The sequence below is a fragment of the Sediminibacillus massiliensis genome, assembly GCF_900156915.1.
Lineage (GTDB): Bacteria > Bacillota > Bacilli > Bacillales > Amphibacillaceae > Sediminibacillus_A > Sediminibacillus_A massiliensis.
In genome coordinates, this window is sequence record NZ_LT732535.1 from 121,143 (window position 1) to 141,127 (window position 19,985).

16 protein-coding genes, 1 other RNA gene and 1 other annotated feature are annotated in these 19,985 nt (G+C 42.0%); of the genes, 15 read left to right on the top strand and 2 right to left on the bottom strand.

Annotated features, from left to right (window positions below; genetic code table 11):
• Window positions 1-163 precede the first annotated feature (163 nt).
• The 10 genes from secDF to ssrS all read left to right on the top strand — a co-directional run bounded on the left by secDF (window position 164) and on the right by ssrS (window position 12,906).
• On the top strand, window positions 164-2,413 hold the full coding sequence (gene secDF / locus CZ434_RS01110; RefSeq protein ID WP_077621392.1) for a protein translocase subunit SecDF: 2,250 nt from the start codon (window positions 164-166) through the stop codon (window positions 2,411-2,413).
• A gap of 102 nt (window positions 2,414-2,515) precedes the next feature.
• The gene (locus tag CZ434_RS01115) at window positions 2,516-2,851 is read left to right on the top strand and encodes a LapA family protein (RefSeq protein WP_077621393.1); all 336 of its coding nucleotides are present in this window, start codon (window positions 2,516-2,518) and stop codon (window positions 2,849-2,851) included.
• A gap of 66 nt (window positions 2,852-2,917) precedes the next feature.
• The gene (recJ, locus tag CZ434_RS01120; protein ID WP_077621394.1) at window positions 2,918-5,260 is read left to right on the top strand and encodes a single-stranded-DNA-specific exonuclease RecJ; all 2,343 of its coding nucleotides are present in this window, start codon (window positions 2,918-2,920) and stop codon (window positions 5,258-5,260) included.
• The gene (locus CZ434_RS01125) at window positions 5,250-5,762 is read left to right on the top strand and encodes an adenine phosphoribosyltransferase (RefSeq protein WP_077621395.1); all 513 of its coding nucleotides are present in this window, start codon (window positions 5,250-5,252) and stop codon (window positions 5,760-5,762) included. The genes recJ and CZ434_RS01125 overlap by 11 nt, the downstream gene beginning before the upstream one ends.
• A gap of 255 nt (window positions 5,763-6,017) precedes the next feature.
• Window positions 6,018-8,222, top strand: a complete 2,205-nt coding sequence (locus tag CZ434_RS01130; protein ID WP_077621396.1) for a RelA/SpoT family protein — start codon at window positions 6,018-6,020, stop codon at window positions 8,220-8,222.
• Window positions 8,223-8,240: 18 nt separating this feature from the next.
• Window positions 8,241-8,687: a D-aminoacyl-tRNA deacylase gene (gene dtd / locus CZ434_RS01135; RefSeq protein ID WP_077621397.1), complete on the top strand. Its 447-nt coding sequence runs from the start codon at window positions 8,241-8,243 to the stop codon at window positions 8,685-8,687.
• A gap of 194 nt (window positions 8,688-8,881) precedes the next feature.
• Window positions 8,882-9,055 (top strand): hypothetical protein, encoded by a 174-nt coding sequence (locus CZ434_RS21880; protein ID WP_179107141.1) that lies wholly within the window; start codon window positions 8,882-8,884, stop codon window positions 9,053-9,055.
• Between the two features lie 47 nt (window positions 9,056-9,102).
• Window positions 9,103-9,319 (top strand) — a binding site (T-box leader).
• Window positions 9,320-9,542: 223 nt separating this feature from the next.
• The gene (gene hisS, locus CZ434_RS01140) at window positions 9,543-10,823 is read left to right on the top strand and encodes a histidine--tRNA ligase (protein ID WP_077621398.1); all 1,281 of its coding nucleotides are present in this window, start codon (window positions 9,543-9,545) and stop codon (window positions 10,821-10,823) included.
• A gap of 1 nt (window position 10,824) precedes the next feature.
• Window positions 10,825-12,588 carry an aspartate--tRNA ligase gene (gene aspS / locus CZ434_RS01145; protein ID WP_077621399.1) on the top strand — a complete coding sequence of 588 codons (1,764 nt, stop codon included), beginning with the start codon at window positions 10,825-10,827 and terminating at the stop codon, window positions 12,586-12,588.
• A 127-nt stretch (window positions 12,589-12,715) separates the two neighbouring features.
• Window positions 12,716-12,906: non-coding RNA, 6S RNA (gene ssrS, locus CZ434_RS01150), on the top strand.
• A 267-nt stretch (window positions 12,907-13,173) separates the two neighbouring features.
• On the opposite strand, the gene CZ434_RS01155 is transcribed toward ssrS, so the two are convergent.
• Window positions 13,174-13,851, bottom strand: a complete 678-nt coding sequence (locus CZ434_RS01155; RefSeq protein ID WP_077621400.1) for an RsfA family transcriptional regulator — start codon at window positions 13,849-13,851, stop codon at window positions 13,174-13,176.
• A 207-nt stretch (window positions 13,852-14,058) separates the two neighbouring features.
• The gene (locus CZ434_RS01160) at window positions 14,059-15,345 is read right to left on the bottom strand and encodes a replication-associated recombination protein A (protein ID WP_077621401.1); all 1,287 of its coding nucleotides are present in this window, start codon (window positions 15,343-15,345) and stop codon (window positions 14,059-14,061) included.
• A 302-nt stretch (window positions 15,346-15,647) separates the two neighbouring features.
• Here CZ434_RS01160 and CZ434_RS01165 point away from each other — a divergent pair, with 302 nt between their 5' ends.
• The 5 genes from CZ434_RS01165 to CZ434_RS01185 all read left to right on the top strand — a co-directional run bounded on the left by CZ434_RS01165 (window position 15,648) and on the right by CZ434_RS01185 (window position 19,965).
• The gene (locus CZ434_RS01165) at window positions 15,648-16,310 is read left to right on the top strand and encodes a YczE/YyaS/YitT family protein (protein ID WP_245830906.1); all 663 of its coding nucleotides are present in this window, start codon (window positions 15,648-15,650) and stop codon (window positions 16,308-16,310) included.
• A complete protein-coding gene (gene cymR / locus CZ434_RS01170) occupies window positions 16,264-16,683 on the top strand; it encodes a cysteine metabolism transcriptional regulator CymR (RefSeq protein ID WP_077621403.1) in 420 nt (139 codons plus the stop codon). Before CZ434_RS01165 ends, cymR begins: the two co-directional genes overlap by 47 nt.
• Window positions 16,684-16,870: 187 nt before the next feature.
• Window positions 16,871-18,016: a cysteine desulfurase family protein gene (locus CZ434_RS01175; protein ID WP_077621404.1), complete on the top strand. Its 1,146-nt coding sequence runs from the start codon at window positions 16,871-16,873 to the stop codon at window positions 18,014-18,016.
• A gap of 50 nt (window positions 18,017-18,066) precedes the next feature.
• A complete protein-coding gene (mnmA, locus tag CZ434_RS01180; protein WP_077621405.1) occupies window positions 18,067-19,179 on the top strand; it encodes a tRNA 2-thiouridine(34) synthase MnmA in 1,113 nt (370 codons plus the stop codon).
• A 111-nt stretch (window positions 19,180-19,290) separates the two neighbouring features.
• Window positions 19,291-19,965 (top strand): tetratricopeptide repeat protein, encoded by a 675-nt coding sequence (locus tag CZ434_RS01185; RefSeq protein ID WP_077621406.1) that lies wholly within the window; start codon window positions 19,291-19,293, stop codon window positions 19,963-19,965.
• Window positions 19,966-19,985 lie beyond the last annotated feature (20 nt).

Below are 19,985 nucleotides of genomic sequence, written 5' to 3' on the forward strand. Positions count from 1 at the left end.
AAGTGGAAATCATTTCTATAATATTTGTATTGTACAATTAATTACTTTATTAATTACTCGGTCTGCCTTGCCCTTAAGACGTCAGGAATGTAATCGTTCAAAAGGGCCAAAGTTGACTACATAAGTTTATGTAGGCGGACAGGGTAAAGGAGGCACTAGCAGCATGGTTAAAAGAGGCAGAATCGTTGCCTTTTTCCTAATCGTATTAATATTTGCCGGAACGATTGGAACAACGATTACAGGGATAACAAAAGACATTAAATTGGGCTTGGATTTACAAGGTGGATTCGAGGTTCTCTATGAAGTAGAACCATTGGATGAAGATGACGAAATCACAACAGAAGACTTGGAAGCGACAACCCAGGCTTTAAGAGAACGTGTTGATGTACTGGGTGTGAACGAACCCAATTTCAATATAGAAGAACCAAATCGTATAAGAGTGCAGCTGGCAGGGGTGGAAGATCAGTCAGAAGCAAGGGAATTGCTGTCGACCCAGGCAGAGTTGTCTTTCCGCGATGTCAATGATAAGGAATATCTCGATGGGTCGGATCTGGTAGAAGGCAGTGCACAGCAAAACTTCGACGGTCAGACAAACCAGCCGATCGTTACCCTTCAGTTGAAAGATGCTTCGAAATTTGCTGAAGTAACACGGCAGATTTCCCAGATGCCGGACAATCGTCTGGTCATTTGGATGGATTATGAAGAAGGGGATTCATTCGAAGAAGAATCCCAGAAAGCAGAGCCGAAATACATTTCAGCTCCGGCAGTCAGACAGACGCTTAATACTTCCAATGTACAAATAGACGGCAACTTTACGGTTGAATCTGCTAAAAGGTTGGCAGACATCTTGAATGCCGGATCACTTACGGTCGATTTGAATGAAGTTTATTCGACATCGGTCGGAGCGCAGTTCGGCCAGCAGGCAATGGACAAGACCGTTTTTGCAGGGTTTTTGGGTGTTGGATTGATATTTATATTCATGATTTTGTACTATCGCTTTCCAGGTTTCATTGCATCGATTACTTTAAGTATTTATATTTATTTAATCCTTTTAGTGTTTGAATGGATGAACGGCGTCCTCACACTGCCCGGGATTGCTGCGTTGATACTCGGTGTGGGGATGGCAGTAGATGCTAATATCATCACCTATGAACGGATTAAAGAAGAGTTGAAGTCAGGAAAGTCGACTCTTTCTGCTTTCAGGTCCGGGAATCAGAATTCCTTGTCTACCATTCTTGATGCAAACATCACAACGCTGATTGCAGCGACTGTATTATTTATTTTCGGTACAAGTTCTGTCAAAGGCTTTGCGACCATGTTGATTGTCAGTATTCTCCTAAGTTTTGTTACGGCCGTCTTCGGCTCCCGTTTATTCCTGGGCTTATGGGTGAATAGTAAGTTCCTGAATAAACGACCAGGCTGGTTTGGAGTTAAGAGAAAAGATATCAAGGATAAATCAGACACTACTGAATTAGAACCCCGTGTATTCGGGCGCTCTTTCGATTTGGTGAGTCAACGAAAGAAATTCTTCACCTTGTCGATCGTCCTTGTTGCTGCCGGGATTATCTGTTTATCGGTATTAAGATTGAATCTCGGAATTGACTTTACAAGTGGTTCAAGGGTGGAAGTCTTAGCAGAAGAAGCAGTGACGGAAGAAGAGGTGGAATCGAATTTCGAGGAGATAGGTCTGTCCCCTGTTCAAATAGTTTTGTCTGGGGAGAATAACGACATAGCTGTCGCCCGTTTTGATTCCGTTTTATCGCAAGAAGACGTTGCTGATGTCAAACAGCAGTTCAATGAACAGTATGGGAATGAACCAAGTGTAAGCACGGTTTCACCGGTAGTAGGTCAGGAATTGGCCAAAAATGCAATAATGGCCGTCATCTACGCATCAATCGGTATCATAATTTATGTAACAATCCGGTTCGAGTTTTATTTTGCCCTGGCAGGGATTATCGCTTTGTTACATGATGCTTTCTTTATTCTGGCCTTGTTCAGTATTTCAAGACTTGAATTCGACATCACGATTATCGCCGCCATTCTGACCATTGTCGGGTATTCGATCAATGACACAATTGTCACGTTCGACCGGATCAGGGAAAATTTGAAATTGAAAAAACGGGTGAAATCGTTTAGTGAGTTGGCAAAAATAGTAAACAGGAGTTTAATGCAGACGCTCGGCAGAAGCTTCAATACAGTCCTTACTGTTGTCTTTGCGGCTGCAATGCTGTTGATTTTCGGAGCTTCTTCTATAACCAACTTTGCTTTTGCATTGGTTGTCGGTTTAATAGCAGGTACTTATTCGTCTCTGTTCATAGCATCCCAATTATGGCTGGTTATGCGTGGACGAAACATTGCAGAAAAGCCTATAAACTATGCAGCAAAGAAAAAAACGGACGGACCTCAAGTTTGAACATCCCCCCGCAAATGCGGGGGTTTTTTTCTATGCCGTCTTGGGGAATATAAATAGACATAGGACAAGATGTATAAGGCAATGAAACAAAGGAGGGTTAATTTGAAGGGGCAAAGTTACATTATCCTTGCATTGGTTTTTGCATTGATCGTGGCAATCTTCGCGGTTATCAATGTTGATCCAGTGGAAGTGAACTATCTGTTCGGTACTGGCAATGCTCCATTAATTCTGGTCATTTTGATATCTGCACTGATGGGTGGAATTATTACAGCCGCTGTAGGAGGGGTCAGGTTGCTCAGGATGCAGCGGGAAGTAAAGGCATTAAAAAAGAGCACCAACGAATCCAGCCGGTCCCATAGTTCGAAAAAAGAGGAAACTTTAGCAAATTCGGACACAGGAAGGGCTCATTCTGAAACAAACTCTTACCCAAAGCAATAAGATCGAAATAATCTGTTTGCGACCCCTGTTTCACTCTTGTATAATAAGTGAGTCAGGGGTGAATTTATGTTACTCAGCCAATCAAATTGGAATTTTACATATAAAGATGATCAGGCAGCTTCCATGGAGTATGGTCTTCCTATTTCTTCATTGACAAAGCAATTGTTGTTTCAGCGCGGAATAGTCACCAAGGAACAAGCCGAACAATTTCTTCATCCGAGTTTGGAGCATATGTATGATCCTTCCAAACTGAACGATATCGAAATGGCGGCTGAACGCGTGCGCACAGCTGTGGCTGACGGAGAAAAAGTGCTTGTGTTCGGGGACTATGACGCTGATGGTGTAAGTTCTACAGCTGTTATGCTGGAAGCTCTAAGGGAGCTGGGCGCAGACTGTGATTTTTATATTCCTAATAGGTTTACGGAAGGTTACGGTCCGAACGAGGAAGCATTCCGCAAAGCAGGTGAACAGGGCGTCAGCCTGATTATCACCGTAGATACTGGTATAGCAGCTGTTCAGGAGGCTGCATATGCAAGACAAATTGGTATTGACTTGATAATCACCGACCACCATGAGGTGCAGGAAGAACTTCCCGATGCATTTGCGATTGTCCATCCCAAATGCTCGACAGATTATCCTTTCCAGGAATTAGCGGGCGTCGGCGTGGCTTTCAAATTTGCCCAGCATTTACTAGGTTATTTTCCGGAACATTTGCTTGATTTGGCGGTCATTGGAACAATTGCGGATTTAGTTCCTTTAAAGAGCGAAAACAGGCTGTTAGCTTTTTATGGTTTGAAAGCTATTTCTAATTCGAAGAGGCCGGGAATCAATGCTCTGAAGAAAGTATGTAATATTAAAGGCAATGTTACAGAAGAGGATATCGGTTTCTTGATCGGACCTCGTATCAATGCTGTAGGAAGACTGCAGGATGCTGATATGGCAGTCGATTTATTATTGACCAAGGATGACAGTGAAGCAGAAGATTTGGCGGCATTTGTGCAGCAATTGAACCAGGAAAGGCAGAAAATTGTTGCTGACATCGCTAAAGAAGCCGAAGAGATGGTAGAAGCAGACAATATCCCCGATGTCATCATTGCAGCCAAAGAAGGATGGAACGAGGGTGTATTGGGAATTGTTGCGTCCAAACTAGTCCGCAAATTTGACAGGCCCGCTATCGTTTTGTCGATAAACCCAGACAAGGGGCATGCTAAAGGATCTGCGAGAAGTATTGATGCATTTGACTTATTCACTAATTGTATGAAAATAAAAGATATATTTACCCATTTTGGAGGTCATGCCCAGGCCGCGGGAATGACTTTGCCAACGGAGAATCTTCCATCTCTTAAACAACAATTGAATGAAATAGCCGGCGCGCTTTTGTCTGAAGAAGATTTTAAACAGTTATTAAAAATCGATTCTTCAGTTGCTATAGATGAACTTGACATTCAAGTCATCAAGGAAATCAATAAACTATCTCCTTTCGGAATGGGGAACCCGAAACCACTATTTCACTTAAAGGCTGTTCCGACCGAAATCCGTCAAATTGGAAGTCAGCAAAATCATTTGAAGTTTACTTTTCAAGGGATGCAAAAGCAGCTTGACGGTGTTGGGTTCGGATTTGGCGAATTATATCCGAAAATTTCTTCGAGATCTGAAGTGGATGTGGTAGGTGAATTGCAAATAAATGAATGGAACGGGAAACAGAAACTGCAGATCATGGTAAAAGATTTGGCTGTTAGTCACTGGCAGCTTTTCGATTTCCGTGGTTCCAGACACTTGCAAAAGCAAATACCGGAGAAAATTCTAAGAGAGTGTATCGCAGTTTCATTTCGTCCTGATACGACAGATGACCGGCTGCCCCCGGATTTCCCTGTTCATTATTATGGGAAGAATAAGCCGGTGGACTGGGGCGAAAGCGGCCACCGGAATATGGTGTTACTTAATCTTCCGGAAGATTTGGATGATTTGAAAGAAGTTGTATCAGTACTTCGGCCGGATATCATATATGCCTGCTTCTATGAAAATGGGGGACATTACATGTCTGCCATTCCTTCAAGAGAAGATTTTAAATGGTTTTATGGGATGATTTTAAAAAGAGGGAAGTTCGATCTTGAGAAAGAATTGGACAAACTTGCATACCATAAAAAATGGAAAGCGGACAAAATAAAATTTATTGTCTCTGTTTTTTTTGATTTGGATTTTGTTAAAATAGAAAATAGTGTCGTTAAACCTAATTCCAAACCTTCTAAGAAGGATTTGGAAGAATCTGCTACCTATAAAAGAAAGCAAAAAAATCTGGAAATAGAACAAAAGCTATATTATTCGTCTTATCACGAATTGAAAGATTGGTTCGATCAGCAAATGGCGGCGGTTGGCACACCTAAGGAGGAAGTAAGTCATGGATTATAAAAAGTATATAACTGTAGTGGAAGATTGGCCGAAAGAGGGTGTAAGGTTTAAAGATATTACTACCCTCATGGATAATGGTCCTGCGTTCAAATCTGCAGTTGATGAGATTGTGGAGTATTCAAGAAACAGGGAAATTGACTTGGTAGTCGGTCCGGAAGCCAGGGGTTTTATTGTTGGGTGCCCGGTTTCCTATGCATTAGAAGTAGGCTTTGCTCCAGTTAGAAAAGAAGGGAAGCTTCCAAGGGATGTGATAAAAGTCGACTATGGACTTGAATACGGAAAAAATGTGCTGACTCTCCACAAAGACGCCATCAAACCCGGGCAGCGAGTATTAATCACAGATGATTTACTGGCTACAGGCGGAACTATCGAGGCTACAATTAATTTGGTGGAGCAGCTGGGCGGAATCGTCGTCGGTTGTGCGTTCTTAATTGAACTGACATACTTGAACGGCCGTGATAAATTAGACGGATACGATATCCTTACATTAATGCAATATTAATCTTCCGAGGAGTGCTCTATCGAGTACTCCTCGTTTCTCAAAAAGGGGCTTTCCCAGCTGGAGTGAGTCGGAAATGATTTTTTTGCTTTACATTTTGGCTGGTTTTCTTAATACTATAATAAAGCCTTGTTCTAACATATGCAGGGAATTTGTCATTATATGTAATATTTTCGATTAATTCCACATGAAGAGTGCAAGTCAATTTTAAACTGTCCATATAACATGAGCAGTAGCAAAGGAAATAAAGGTGATTACATGTCGAAAGATAAAATTTTGACAGCAGAAGATGTAATTAAACAAGCTGGAGAGTATCTTTCACAAGAAGATATTGAGTTTATCAGCCGAGCATACAAATATGCCGAGCAAGCACATGAAGGTCAGTTTAGAAGATCTGGTGAAGCTTATATCATTCATCCGATTCAGGTTGCAGGCATTTTGGTTCATTTAGAACTCGATCCGGAAACAATTGCAGGCGGTTTTCTCCACGATGTTGTAGAAGACACAAATGTGACTGTCGAGCAGCTGGAAGAAGAATTCAACGGTGAAGTTGCTATGCTGGTGGACGGTGTATCAAAATTAGGGAAAATTAAATATAAATCAAAAGAGGCCCAACAAGCGGAAAACCACAGAAAAATGTTCATCGCAATGGCTAAGGATATCAGGGTAATACTGATTAAACTGGCGGACAGGCTCCATAATATGAGGACATTGAAGCATTTGCCTCCTGAGAAACAACGCCGGATTTCAAATGAGACATTGGAAATATTTTCTCCGCTTGCCCATAGACTGGGGATTTCCACTATAAAATGGGAATTAGAAGATACGGCGCTCAGGTATCTAAATCCTCAACAGTATTACCGAATCGTCCATTTAATGAAGCAAAAACGCGAAGAACGCGAGAATTATATAGAAGAAGTTATGCAGGAAGTTCAAAACCAACTCGAAGATGTGAACATCAAAGCAGAGTTCTCCGGCAGGCCCAAGCATTTGTACAGCATTTATAAAAAAATGGCGCTTCAAAACAAGCAGTTCAATGAAATATATGACCTGCTCGCGGTTAGAATCATCGTAGATAGTATAAAAGATTGTTATGCTGTTTTAGGCATTATCCACACGTGTTGGAAGCCTATGCCGGGAAGGTTTAAAGATTATATTGCGATGCCGAAGCCGAATTTGTATCAATCGCTTCACACAACAGTAATCGGTCCTAAAGGGGCGCCGCTTGAGGTGCAAATCCGGACTAAGGAAATGCATGAAATCGCTGAGTTCGGTATTGCCGCCCATTGGGCATATAAAGAGGGAAAACGGCTGGACAACAACTCTAAGAACTCCGAAGAAAACCTTACCTGGTTCCGCGATATTCTGGAATGGCAAAATGAAACCCATGATGCAGAGGAATTTATGGAATCATTGAAAGTCGATTTGTTTTCGGATATGGTCTATGTGTTCACCCCTAAAGGGGACGTGATTGAACTGCCATCCGGATCAGTTCCGCTAGACTTTGCTTATAAGATTCATACAGAAGTAGGCAATCAAACCATCGGTGCAAGAGTGAATGGCAAAATGGAGCCATTGGATTACCGTCTCAAAACGGGTGATATAGTCGAAGTGATGACTTCCAAGCACTCATACGGCCCATCACAGGATTGGCTGAGTATTACCCAGACTTCCCAAGCCAAGAACAAGATTAAACAGTTTTTCAAGAAACAACGTCGCGAGGAAAACATAGCAAAGGGCCGTGACGCTGTCGAAAAAGAAGTGAAAGCAGCAGGTTTCGAACCAAAAGATATCATTACAGCTGAAAATGTGAAAAGGATTGCGGAGAAATTCAATTTCACCAACGAGGAAGATATGTATGCTGCCGTTGGTTATCAGGGAATAACTGCTGCCCAAATCGCAACGAGGCTGACAGAAAAGGCGAGAAAACAGAACCTTAATCAGGAACTGGAACAGACCTTGGAAGGCGTTGTGAAAACGGACACTTCTAAATCCTCCCGAAACCATAAGAAAGATTCCGGCGTAAGGGTAGCTGGTGTAGATAATTTGTTGGTAAGGCTCTCGAAGTGCTGCAATCCTGTTCCAGGTGATGACATCATTGGTTATATTACGAAGGGACGTGGAGTCTCTGTCCATCGTACAGATTGTCCGAATATCCAGACGGAAGAAGCACAGGATCGGATTTTAGAAGTTGATTGGGAACATAACACTTCTAACACCAAACAATACCATGTTGATTTGGAAATAACCGGTTTCGACCGGCGTGGATTGTTAAATGAAGTACTGCAGGCAGTAAATGAAACAAAAACGAATATTATTGCAGTAAACGGGAAGTCAGATCGGAACAAAATGGCTCTTATTCATATCACTATCCTGATTCACAATATTAGTCATCTAAGGAAAATAGTCGACCGTCTCAAGCAAATAAAAGATGTATATACAGTAACCAGAATGTTGCAATAAGAGGAGTGCTGGATAGAAATGAAAGCCGTCATACAACGGGCCGCCAATGCAAAAGTAACCGTAAAAAACGAAATTACCGGGCAGATTGATAACGGTTTGGTCGTTTTGTTGGGAGTGACGCATGACGATACCTTGGAGGATGCGGAGTACCTGGTCAACAAAATTGTCCATCTGAGAATTTTCGAAGATGAAGAAGATAAGATGAACTTATCCTTGAAAGATGTAGAAGGAAGTGTATTATCCATTTCCCAGTTTACCCTTTATGGTGATACAAGGAAAGGGCGCAGACCGAACTTTATGGCAGCAGCCAAACCTGAGCCTGCCAAAAAACTTTACGAGGAATTCAACCGGTTACTGTCCGACACAGGAATTCAAGTGGAAACCGGAGAATTCGGCGCCATGATGAATGTCGAGCTTGTAAATCAAGGTCCTGTCACGCTTGTATTGGACAGTGCAGAGCGTTAAATTGAACAGCAGGTTGTTTGGGGGAAGTGGTTCCGCAGACACCTGTTTTTTTCTGTCTCTTAATCTTGCTTAATAAGTACTAAACCAGTCCCGATACCTGTCAGCATAGAATCGTTTTTTGGTGGACATACTGAATATAAGTTTGAAAACCAGAACTTGTCATGTCTATTTCTTTCAGTTAGGAGGAACTGGAAATGAGGTATCATCAAAAACAAAGCGATTCTCACGCCCAAAAAAGTATATTTGGGGTCAACTATCATAAATTCATGGAGGCTGAAGGTGAGTTGAACAGAATCGAGCTCGCCGGGGAACTGGGTGTTACGCTTGGTGACATTAAAAAATTGAAAGAAAGATTAAACCGTGCTTGACAACTTTGATAGCAAAGATTATGATTATAAGCAATTCAAAAAACACCGAATAGCTGATGACGGAAAAAGTAATCGGGAATACACGCTGACAGAGAGGAAACGCCTAAGGTTGAGAGCTTTTCCCTGTGATGACCCGGTGAAAGACATTCTAGAGGTTTTGTATTGAAGTAAGTAAATACAAACGTTTTGCAGGCGTTAACTGTGTAAGGGGGAGCAAGGCAGCTCCAACTAGGGTGGCAACGCGGGTAAACTCTCGTCCCTTTTTTCGGGGATGAGAGTTTATTTTTTTTCGCTGTTTTCTATAGTCCCGCTTAGATGAAATGGAAAACATAGAAGAACATCGGCGGAATATTCCATTCTTACTTCTACAATGGGAAAACGCGCGGAGTGCTGATGAAGTATCGAGCAGTCCGTGTTACTTAAATACTTAGCAAGTAAATAGCAGAAAGATTTTTTATCTTAGATTCTAAAAACGGGGGGTTTTTATATGAACATGAAAGCACCAAGAGGCACACAAGATTTGCTTCCAGGCATTACGGAGAAGTGGCAGTATGTGGAATACGCTCTGATAGACCTGTGCAGGAGATATAATTACAAAGAAATTAGAACACCGATATTCGAACATACAGAACTCTTTCAAAGAGGAGTTGGAGACAGCACGGATATCGTTCAGAAAGAAATGTACACGTTCAAGGACCGGGGGGACAGAAGTCTGACACTTAGACCAGAAGGTACTGCATCCGTAGTCCGTTCTTTTGTGGAAAATAAACTCTTCGGAAACGCCAGTCAGCCGACAAAATTGTTTTACTTCGGTCCAATGTTCCGGTACGAGCGTCCACAGCAAGGGAGGATGAGGCAGTTCGTTCAATTCGGCGTGGAAGCGTTGGGTAGCGCCGATCCTGCTGTTGATGCCGAAGTGATAGCCTTGGCCATGAATAGTTATCAGGAACTCGGGCTAACTTCATTAAAGCTTGTACTCAATAGTCTGGGTGATTTGGAAAGCCGAAAGAATCACAGGCAAGCATTAATTGATCACTTTGCACCGTACCGGGAAGAATTGTGCGAGGATTGCCAAGTAAGGTTGGATCAGAATCCATTGCGAGTGCTTGATTGCAAAAAAGACCGCAACCATCCGGCGATGGAATCGGCACCATCTATTTTGGAATATTTAAATGATCAGTCCAAAGCTTACTTTGAAAAAGTCAAAGGACACTTGGATTCCATGGGAATTGATTATGTAGTAGATAAAAACCTTGTAAGAGGTTTGGATTATTACAATCACACTGCTTTTGAAATAATGAGTGATGCCGAAGGATTTGGTGCGATCACCACTCTCTCCGGCGGTGGGCGATACAATGGCCTGGTGGAAGACTTAGGTGGACCAGAAACACCGGGAATCGGATTTGCGATGAGCGTCGAAAGGCTGTTAATGGCATTAGAAGCTGAAGGGATTGAGCTCCCATTGGATGAATCGCTCGATTGTTATCTGGTTTCTATGGGAGAACTCGCAGAAGAAACCTCTGTGAAGCTGACCTATGATCTCAGAAGAGCCGGCATCCAAGTTGATAAAGATTATCTAGGAAAGAAATTCAAAGCGCAATTTAAAGCAGCAGATCGTCTAGGTGCAAAATTCGTCCTGATTCTGGGAGATGAAGAAGTAGAGCAGAATCTTGTAAAAGTGAAAAATATGGAAACTGGCAATCAAGAAGAGATACCGTTGGAAAATGTAGTAGATCACTTACGATCGGAATTGGAGGCAGAGGGTTAAAATGGAAAACGAGAGACAGTTGGCAGGAGCCTTAAGGAAAGAACACATTGGTTCAGAAGTATTACTAAAAGGTTGGGTTCAAAAACGCCGTGATCTCGGCGGCCTGATTTTTATTGATCTTAGGGACAGGTCTGGTGTTGTTCAAGTTGTTTTCAATCCGGAGCTTTCCCAGGAAGCATTGGAAACAGCAGAAAAAGTCAGAAATGAATTCGTGCTTGAAATAGCGGGGAAAGTTGTTGAGAGAGAAGCTTCGACGGTCAATGACAAAATGGCTACAGGTGAGATTGAAGTGACAGTAAATGAAGTGAGAATTTTAAATAAATCCAAAACACCGCCATTTCAGTTGGAGGATGCTTCAGATGTTTCCGAAGATCTACGTTTGAGATACCGGTATATGGATCTCAGAAGAGAGGAAATGCAGGAAACGTTCAAGCTGCGTCACCAAACTACCCAAGTGATTCGCAGTTTCTTGAATGATGAACAATATCTTGAAATGGAAACGCCGATGTTGACTAAGAGTACTCCAGAGGGGGCAAGGGATTACTTGGTGCCAAGCAGGGTTCATCCTGGCGAGTTTTATGCCCTTCCACAATCACCTCAGCTTTTCAAACAATTGTTGATGGTGTCAGGCTTTGAAAAGTATTACCAGTTTGCCCGTTGTTTCAGGGATGAAGATCTTCGTGCCGACAGGCAGCCTGAATTCACTCAAATTGACATAGAAACTTCGTTTATGTCCAGCGAAGAGATCATGGCAATGACTGAGAGAATGATGAAGAGAGTAATGAAGGAAGTAAAAGGAATTGAAGTGGATACTCCATTTAACAGAATGAGTTATAATGAGGCAATGGAGCGATTCGGATCTGATAAACCGGATACGAGATTTGGGATGGAGTTGGTCACCCTGTCTGAAACCGTCAAAAACTCCGGTTTCCAAGTGTTTAGCGGTGCTGTAGAAAACGGTGGTAAAGTGAGTGCGATCAATGTCAAAGGTAAAGCGGGTGAGTATTCACGCAAGGATATTGATAAACTTACAGAATTCGTCAAAATCTATGGAGCCAAAGGCCTGGCATGGTTGAAAGTTGAGCAGGACGAGTTAAAGGGTCCTATTGCCAAGTTTTTGACAGAAGAAGAAACAAGCGGTATCACTCAATTGATGGATGCATCCGATGGCGACCTGTTATTATTTGTGGCTGATAAAGTGGCAGTCGTACATGAAAGCCTGGGAGCACTCCGTTCAAAGTTAGGGAAAGAATTAGGTCTGATCGACGCATCTGTCTTTAACTTTCTTTGGGTCACTGAATGGCCTTTATTCGAATATGACGAAGAATTAGGAAGGTATTTTGCTGCCCATCATCCATTTACAATGCCAGCTGCAGAAGATTTAGACAAATTGACAACCAACCCTGGAGAGACTAAGGCACAAGCATATGACCTCGTTTTAAATGGTTTCGAACTGGGCGGAGGATCTCTGCGTATCTATCAGAAAGAAACTCAAAACAAAATGTTCGAAGTATTGGGTTTCAGTCAAGAGGAGGCACAGGAACAATTTGGATTCCTGCTCGAAGCACTCGAACATGGCGCTCCGCCCCATGGAGGCATTGCATTAGGATTTGACAGATTCATCATGTTGTTGGCAGGAAGGTCGAATTTGAGAGATACCATTTTGTTCCCTAAAACAGCTTCCGCATCCGACCCGCTTACAGAAGCTCCAGGAGTGGTCAGTGATGCGCAATTGGATGAACTTCACCTTCGTCTAAAAGAGTAGTTGTCATCTATTTGTAAATCTGTGTAAACAAACTGTCAACCATATATCCCTTGATTAGCTGAGGGATCTATGCTATTATTCAGATATATCAGATAATTGTTCATGCATTAAGCAACAAGGTTAGGTATTAATCCTGATGTGTTCGTCTTAATTATTACGTTTTGACCGAACATTTTATAAACGGGAGCTTGAAGTTTCCATGTGGCATGCAAGCCTCATTATTTACCTAATGAGAGGAAGCGTTAAGCGTGGAACAGGGCACCCACCTGCTGGGAGCGGGTTCAAAACTTAAATAAGGACGGCACGATCGGGATTTGATACCATACATATTAGAAAAACTCAGAACATCATGTTCTGAGTTTTTTGTTTCTCTTAAGAATTCAGCTCGGATGGGAATGGCGGAGACAGCAGCTTGAAACATGGGTGAAGACCGTTACCGAAAACCCCCGGTATCCATATGAAACTATTACTTTAAGCTTAAAATAAAAGGACCAACAAGTAGGGCTCGAAAGCTTGTATGTTAGTCCTCACTTGATCCAGCTTATAATGACAAAGCATTATATAGCAGGGTCAACAGTTTTCAACTTATCTAGCGATATTTTCGAGATTGCCATTTTTGTCCATCCGGAACGAGGATGTGGATAGACTGTCCTGATCTTCAAATACAACCATTTTCCTTGCTCGGTCCATGATTTGGATTAATACTTGGTAATCTTCCTGAATAGTTTGAAGCTGCTCATGTTTTTCGGTAAGTTGTTTCTCCAGACGGCGATTTTCTTCTTTAAGAGATTCATTTTCTTCCTGATATTTTTGAATGTCAAATTTTGATCTGCTTGAATCTTGATATTCCTGCTTCATGGATTGTAGATAATATATAACGGAATCCAAATTAAGAGGATTACTGTTTGTAGAAGAAGAAGCTATTTCGTTTTGATCTTCAGCCTCCTCATTCTTGATTTCTACATTGTTCGTATGGAAGATTGATTGGACTGCAGGGCTCTTCAAAGAAGAATTCTGTTCTTTCGCCATTGCCCGCTTCTTTTCTTTCCGTTGCCTTTTGGCGATATCAACCGCTTGGTCGTATTTTTTTCTGACCTCCGCATTCCAACGGAAACCACAGGCTGCCGAAGTACGGTTTAACTTGTCTCCCACTTCTTCAAATGCATTCAATTGGGTGCTGCCCTCACGAATATGGCGTAATACTGTTTCTGCCAGTAACAAATCATCTTCGTGCGACCAGGCATCTTGTCTTACTTTAACCATTTAACTCCACTCCTTATCTTCTAAGTTATATGATTCAATTCTCATAAAACTAGTTTGGTATATTTGTCTTTATCTTTACCGAAAAGGGAGTGGTTTATACACTTAATACAATTTTATTTCTTCCGAAGTGGAAGGGAGATTATTGGAGCTCCACTATTTGGAATCAGATTAGTAGAAAATCACCCAGAATTTCATTGTCTGATTATTTTATTGTTGTTTGAATTTGCGTAATTTCTTATAAATCTCTGACATTCTTTTTTCTTCTCCAGCTTCAACAGGCTTATAGTACTGCCTTTCTTTTAGGTTTTCGGGCAGATAATCTTGCTTTACCCAACCTCCGAAAGATCCAAGTGGATAGTTATGAGGGTATTTGTATCCAACATGTCCTAAATCTTCTGCACCTTTATAGTGACCGTCTCGTAAATGGAGAGGAATGCTGCCCGTTTTACCTTTTCTTATATCATTGATCGCTGTGTCGAGAGCTTTGTAAGCCGAATTCGATTTTGAAGACAGACACATATCTACAACGGCTACCGCAAGTGGAATTCTTGCTTCCGGCATTCCCAATCGTTCACTTGCTTCAACAGCTGCTAGCACACTCGGACCAATTGAATGGTTGGATAATCCAATATCCTCATAGGCAATTACGAGTAGACGCCTGTTGACAGCCGTCAAATCACCGCTTTCGAGTAAATGAGCCAGATAATATAACGATGCATCTACATCGCTTCCTCTAATGCTCTTCTGCAAGCTGGATAACAAGTTGTAAAAATTAGATCCCTTTTTGTCTCCAAAGACACCGGCTTTATCGATAAATTCATGTACCGTCGCTTCTTCAAGCAAGATTTTCCCGTCTGTTTTCCTGGAAGCGTGGACAACAGCTTCCAAGACGTTCAGTGCCTTCCTTGCATCTCCATTAGTGCCTTCGGAAATCAGTCGAAGCACTTCTTCGTTTTTTTGAATGGGAAGTGTTCCGAGGCCCCTTTCCTCATTGTCGATTGCGTTGCGAAGTAGTTTAATAATATCTTCGCTGCTTAATCTTGATAACTGTTTTATTTGGCCGCACCTGCTTCGAATCGCCGGATTGACATCATGGTAAGGATTTTCGGTTGTAGCTCCTATCAGGATGACCAATCCTTTCTCCACGTGTGGAAGCAAATAATCTTGCTGAGCTTTATTAAAGCGGTGAATCTCATCCAGAAAAAGAATCGTCGTCCCTTCCATTTTCGCCTTCTCAATGACTATCTCAACGTCCTTTTTACCAGCGGTGGTTGCATTCAATGAGGAAAAGGGCAGATTTACAGTGCCGGCAACAGCATAGGCAATCGCCGTTTTTCCGATGCCCGGCTCCCCATAAAGCAGCATGGAAGGTACGTAGCCATTTTGGATCATTTGATATAGTTTTGTATCTTGGCCGATGATATCTTCCTGGCCCACTATATCTTCTATTCTTTGAGGTCTCATTCGGTATGCTAGTGGTTCTTTGTTTCTCATCCTTCTCCCCCTTATTGGTTATGGTCTGCAAACCATTTTAGTAAGTGATAATGACGAATGCGTTTCTGCTCTGGTAAATTAATGGAGGAAAGCATACATTCGACAAAGCTCCGAACAAAGAGCTTGACGTATATTACAATCTTATATAAAATAACTATTTTTAAGCGTAATGATAACGTTTATAAAATGCAAGGATCTTGCTATCATGCTATAATAACGTGAGTTAAACACCCTTGATCAGATCGGGAAAGATAAGCACAAGAAATTTTTTTTGAGGTATGTATATACTAATGAGTACTAATATGAAGGAACTACTTATACGCTGGGCATTTTTGCTGTCCGGAATAATTATTTTAGCACTTGGCATTACATTGACAATCAAAGCGAAGGACTTGGGGATAAGTCCCTGGGATGTCTTCCATTATGGTTTGTTTCTCAAACTGGGATTGACAATAGGTGTTTGGTCGATTGTTTCCGGGTTGGTCATAGTACTGATCACCTTTATTTTCACAAAAACAATTCCAAAAATCGGCACCTTCCTTAACATGGTTTTGATAGGAGTGTTTATCGATATTTTTAATTGGACCATTCCATCATTTGAAGACTTCTGGATGGAAGTTTTTCTGTTTTTGACCGGTATCTTTATAACAGCCTGCGGGGTCGGAATTTACGTTGCGCCAGGGCTCGGTGCTGGTCCCCGGGACAGTGTAATGCTGAATTTGAGTGATTGGACAGGCTGGCGCGTATCTTATGTAAGAAGCGGAATCGAACTTATTATTTGTATGATTGGCTGGTTGTTGGGAGGGCCTGTCGGTATGGGTACTATATTGATTGTACTCTGTTTGGGGCCTTTAGTGGGAATAACTATGCCGAGTTCAGTTAAACTGATGAATTTTTTGATTAGAAGAGGTGAAAGAGATGAAAATCTCAACCAAAGGGCGTTACGGATTAACCATCATGATTGAACTTGCGAGAAACTACGGCAATGGACCAGTTTCATTAAAGACCATTGCCAGGGACAATAATCTGTCTGAACATTATCTTGAACAACTGGCAGCACCGTTGAGAAATGCCAGTTTGGTAAGAAGTATAAGAGGCGCATATGGTGGATATATATTGGCTAAAGAACCAAAAGATATATCTGCGGGAGATATTATCCGGATTTTGGAAGGCCCGATCACGCCTGTGGAAGGAATCGAAGAAGAAGAACCGGCAAAACAGGCTTTATGGCTCAGGGTGCGGGATGCGGTAAAAAACGTTTTAGATACAACCACTCTGGAAGATTTGATGAACCACGGCGAAGATTACAGCCAGGAACCATATATGTTTTATATTTAGGAAGAGTATGAAACGGAAGTTCTGGTTCCTATTTAATGAACCATAAATTGCGACATAACGGCGGGCGGAGTAATGAAGAAGTCACACAAAAGTAAAATTTACACTATGTCGCAGTTTCTCTCAATCGTAAGGCCCAAAAGAAATAATTAAGCGGACAAAGGCTATTTTAAAGAAAGCGAGGATGAACATGAAACCTATTTACCTTGACCATGCTGCAACTACACCGATTCATCCTGAAGTAATCGAAGCGATGATGCCTGCAATGGAGGAAGTGTATGGCAATCCTTCCAGTGTTCACCATTTCGGCAGAAAAGCAAGGCAGATGGTCGATGAGGCGAGACGGACTGCCGCCCGAAGTATCAATGCCAAGGAAAAGGAAATTATCTTTACAAGCGGTGGAACTGAGGCAGATAATCTTGCTTTAATCGGAACAGCATTTGCTAATAAACATCGCGGCAAGCATGTTATTACCACCACACTTGAACATCATGCTACACTTCATGCTGCAGAGCATTTAGAAAAACAAGGATTTTCTGTTACTTACTTGTCTGTGAAAGAAAATGGACAGATTGATACGAGTGAACTGAAGGAAGCCTTGTCGGAAGAAACGATCCTGGTTTCCATTATGACTGTTAATAATGAAACAGGCATTATCCAGCCAGTAAAAGAAATAGGTATGATCCTGAAAGAACATCAAGCTTATTTTCATACAGATGCTGTCCAGGCTTACGGACTGCTGGAATTGGATGTGGAAGAATTAGGGGTGGACCTTTTGACGGCTTCTTCCCACAAGATAAATGGTCCAAAAGGCGTCGGTTTCTTGTATGTAAGGGAAGGTGTTTCCATTACTTCTCTACAGCATGGCGGGCAGCAGGAGAGGAAGAAACGTCCTGGCACCGAAAACCTGGCAGGTGTCAGAGGATTCCATAAAGCAATCGAGCTGGCGATCCGCGAAAAGCAGCAAAGATGGAATAAATATGAAGAATATAAACAAGTGTTCCTTGGCAGGTTAAAGGATAACAATGTCACCTTCTCAGTCAATGGCGGTGACAGTAAGTCGGTGCCGGCCATTGTTAATTTGAGCTTTCCGGGAACGAATGTTGAAGCATTACTGACTAATTTCGATTTATCCGGCGTTGCAGCTTCGAGCGGAAGTGCTTGTACTGCTGGTTCAGTCGAACCCTCTCATGTATTGTCTGCAATGTACGGGAAAAATGATGATAGAACGATTAATTCCATACGTTTTAGTTTTGGATCGGCCAATACAGTAGAAAACGTGATAGAAGCTGCCGATCGTATCGCTTCTATCGTGGAAAGGTTGACACGCAGGTAGAGCCTGGTAATCCGCGTGTTCAAGCTAGATAATTAAGGCGGTGAAATAGAATGAAAGATAACAGCAATACCCGTGTGGTAGTGGGGATGAGTGGTGGAGTCGACTCTTCCGTTGCTGCATTATTGTTGAAACAACAAGGTTATGACGTGGTCGGGATTTTTATGAAGAACTGGGATGATACAGATGAGAACGGCGTTTGTACTGCCACTGAAGACTTCGATGATGTCGTCAGAGTATGCAATCAGCTTGAAATACCGTATTATGCAGTTAATTTTGAGAAGCAGTACTGGGATAAAGTTTTCACCTATTTCCTGGAAGAATATAAAGCGGGGAGAACACCGAATCCTGATGTAATGTGTAACAAGGAAATAAAATTCAAAGCATTCTTGGATCATGCCCTGTCATTGGGTGCAGATTATCTGGCTACAGGGCATTATGCACAAGTGGATTATACAGATGGGCAATACCGGATGTTAAGAGGGGTTGACGACAACAAAGATCAAACCTATTTCTTGAACCAATTGTCACAGTCTGTGCTTTCTAAAGTAATGTTCCCGCTTGGACACATGCCGAAAAGCGAAGTGCGAAAAATTGCAGCGGAAAATGATTTGGCGACTGCCCACAAAAAAGACAGCACGGGAATTTGCTTTATAGGCGAAAGGAATTTCAAAGAATTTCTTAGCGAGTACTTGCCGGCACAGCCTGGTAAAATGAAAACTTTGGCAGGTGTGGAAAAAGGACGCCATGAAGGTTTGATGTATTACACAATCGGGCAAAGACAGGGTCTTGGAATCGGGGGATCCGGGGATCCATGGTTTGTTGTAGGAAAGAATCTGGAAGAAAACGTACTGTATGTGGAGCAAAGTTTCCACAATGATTACTTGTACTCAGATGGGCTGATTGCCACAAAACTTAACTGGATTGACGAACAGCCGCTTAACGGGTCAATTGAATGTACAGCTAAATTCCGTTACAGGCAAAAAGACAGCAAAGTAACAGTGCATCCAATGGAAGATGGCAAGGTACACGTCGAATTCCATGAACCTCAACGTGCCATAACTCCAGGGCAAGCAGTCGTTTTCTACCATGGAGAAGTTTGCCTTGGTGGGGGAACGATAGACGAAGTGCTAAAGAATAAGAAGCAAATCGATTATGTTGGTTAATAACAGAATGGAAAACCCTTGTCGAGGTGGCAAGGGTTTTCGTACATAATTATGATAAAATTATCATTAAAAAGGACTATTTCAATTGTATAATGAAAAAGAGGTGTAATAATGGACAAAATGAATGAAGGAATTGAAAAGATGAAACAACAAAAATTTGAAGAAGCGGCACGATTGTTCAATGAATCGATTGAAGAGAATCCGGAAAATCCGCTCGGCTACATAAACTTCGGCAATCTTCTTCTTCATATGGATGACTTGGAGAGGGCGAAAAGATTCTATGAAAAGGCAATAGAATTGGATTCAGAAGCAGCGACAGCACACTATGGTTTAGGAAACGTATTTTTTGAATCGGAAAGTTATGATAAAGCAAAAGAGCAGTTCCAGCAGGCTGTAAACCTTGGATTAGATGAAGGTGACGTTTATTTCATGCTGGGAATGACGATGCTTCAGCAGGAATATCCTAAGTTGGCATTGCCTTATTTTCAAAGAGCGGCAGAATTGAATCCGGAAGATGATACAGCTTTATTCCAATATGGTTTATCACTGGCCGGGACTGACCAAATCGAATTGGCCCAGGAAACCTTCCTAAAAGTCCTGGAGTTGAATGACCACCATAGTGATGCCCATTACAATATCGGAGTAACCTATCTTTTTCAGGAGAGGGTGGAACCAGCTCTCGAACACTTTAAAAAAGCATTGGAAATTCAGCCTGACCATTTGCTGGCAGCCAATGGAAAACAAAAAATTGAGGAAATGCTGGATCAAATGAAAAGCGATCACTAAAAGGGGCAATAAGAGATGGC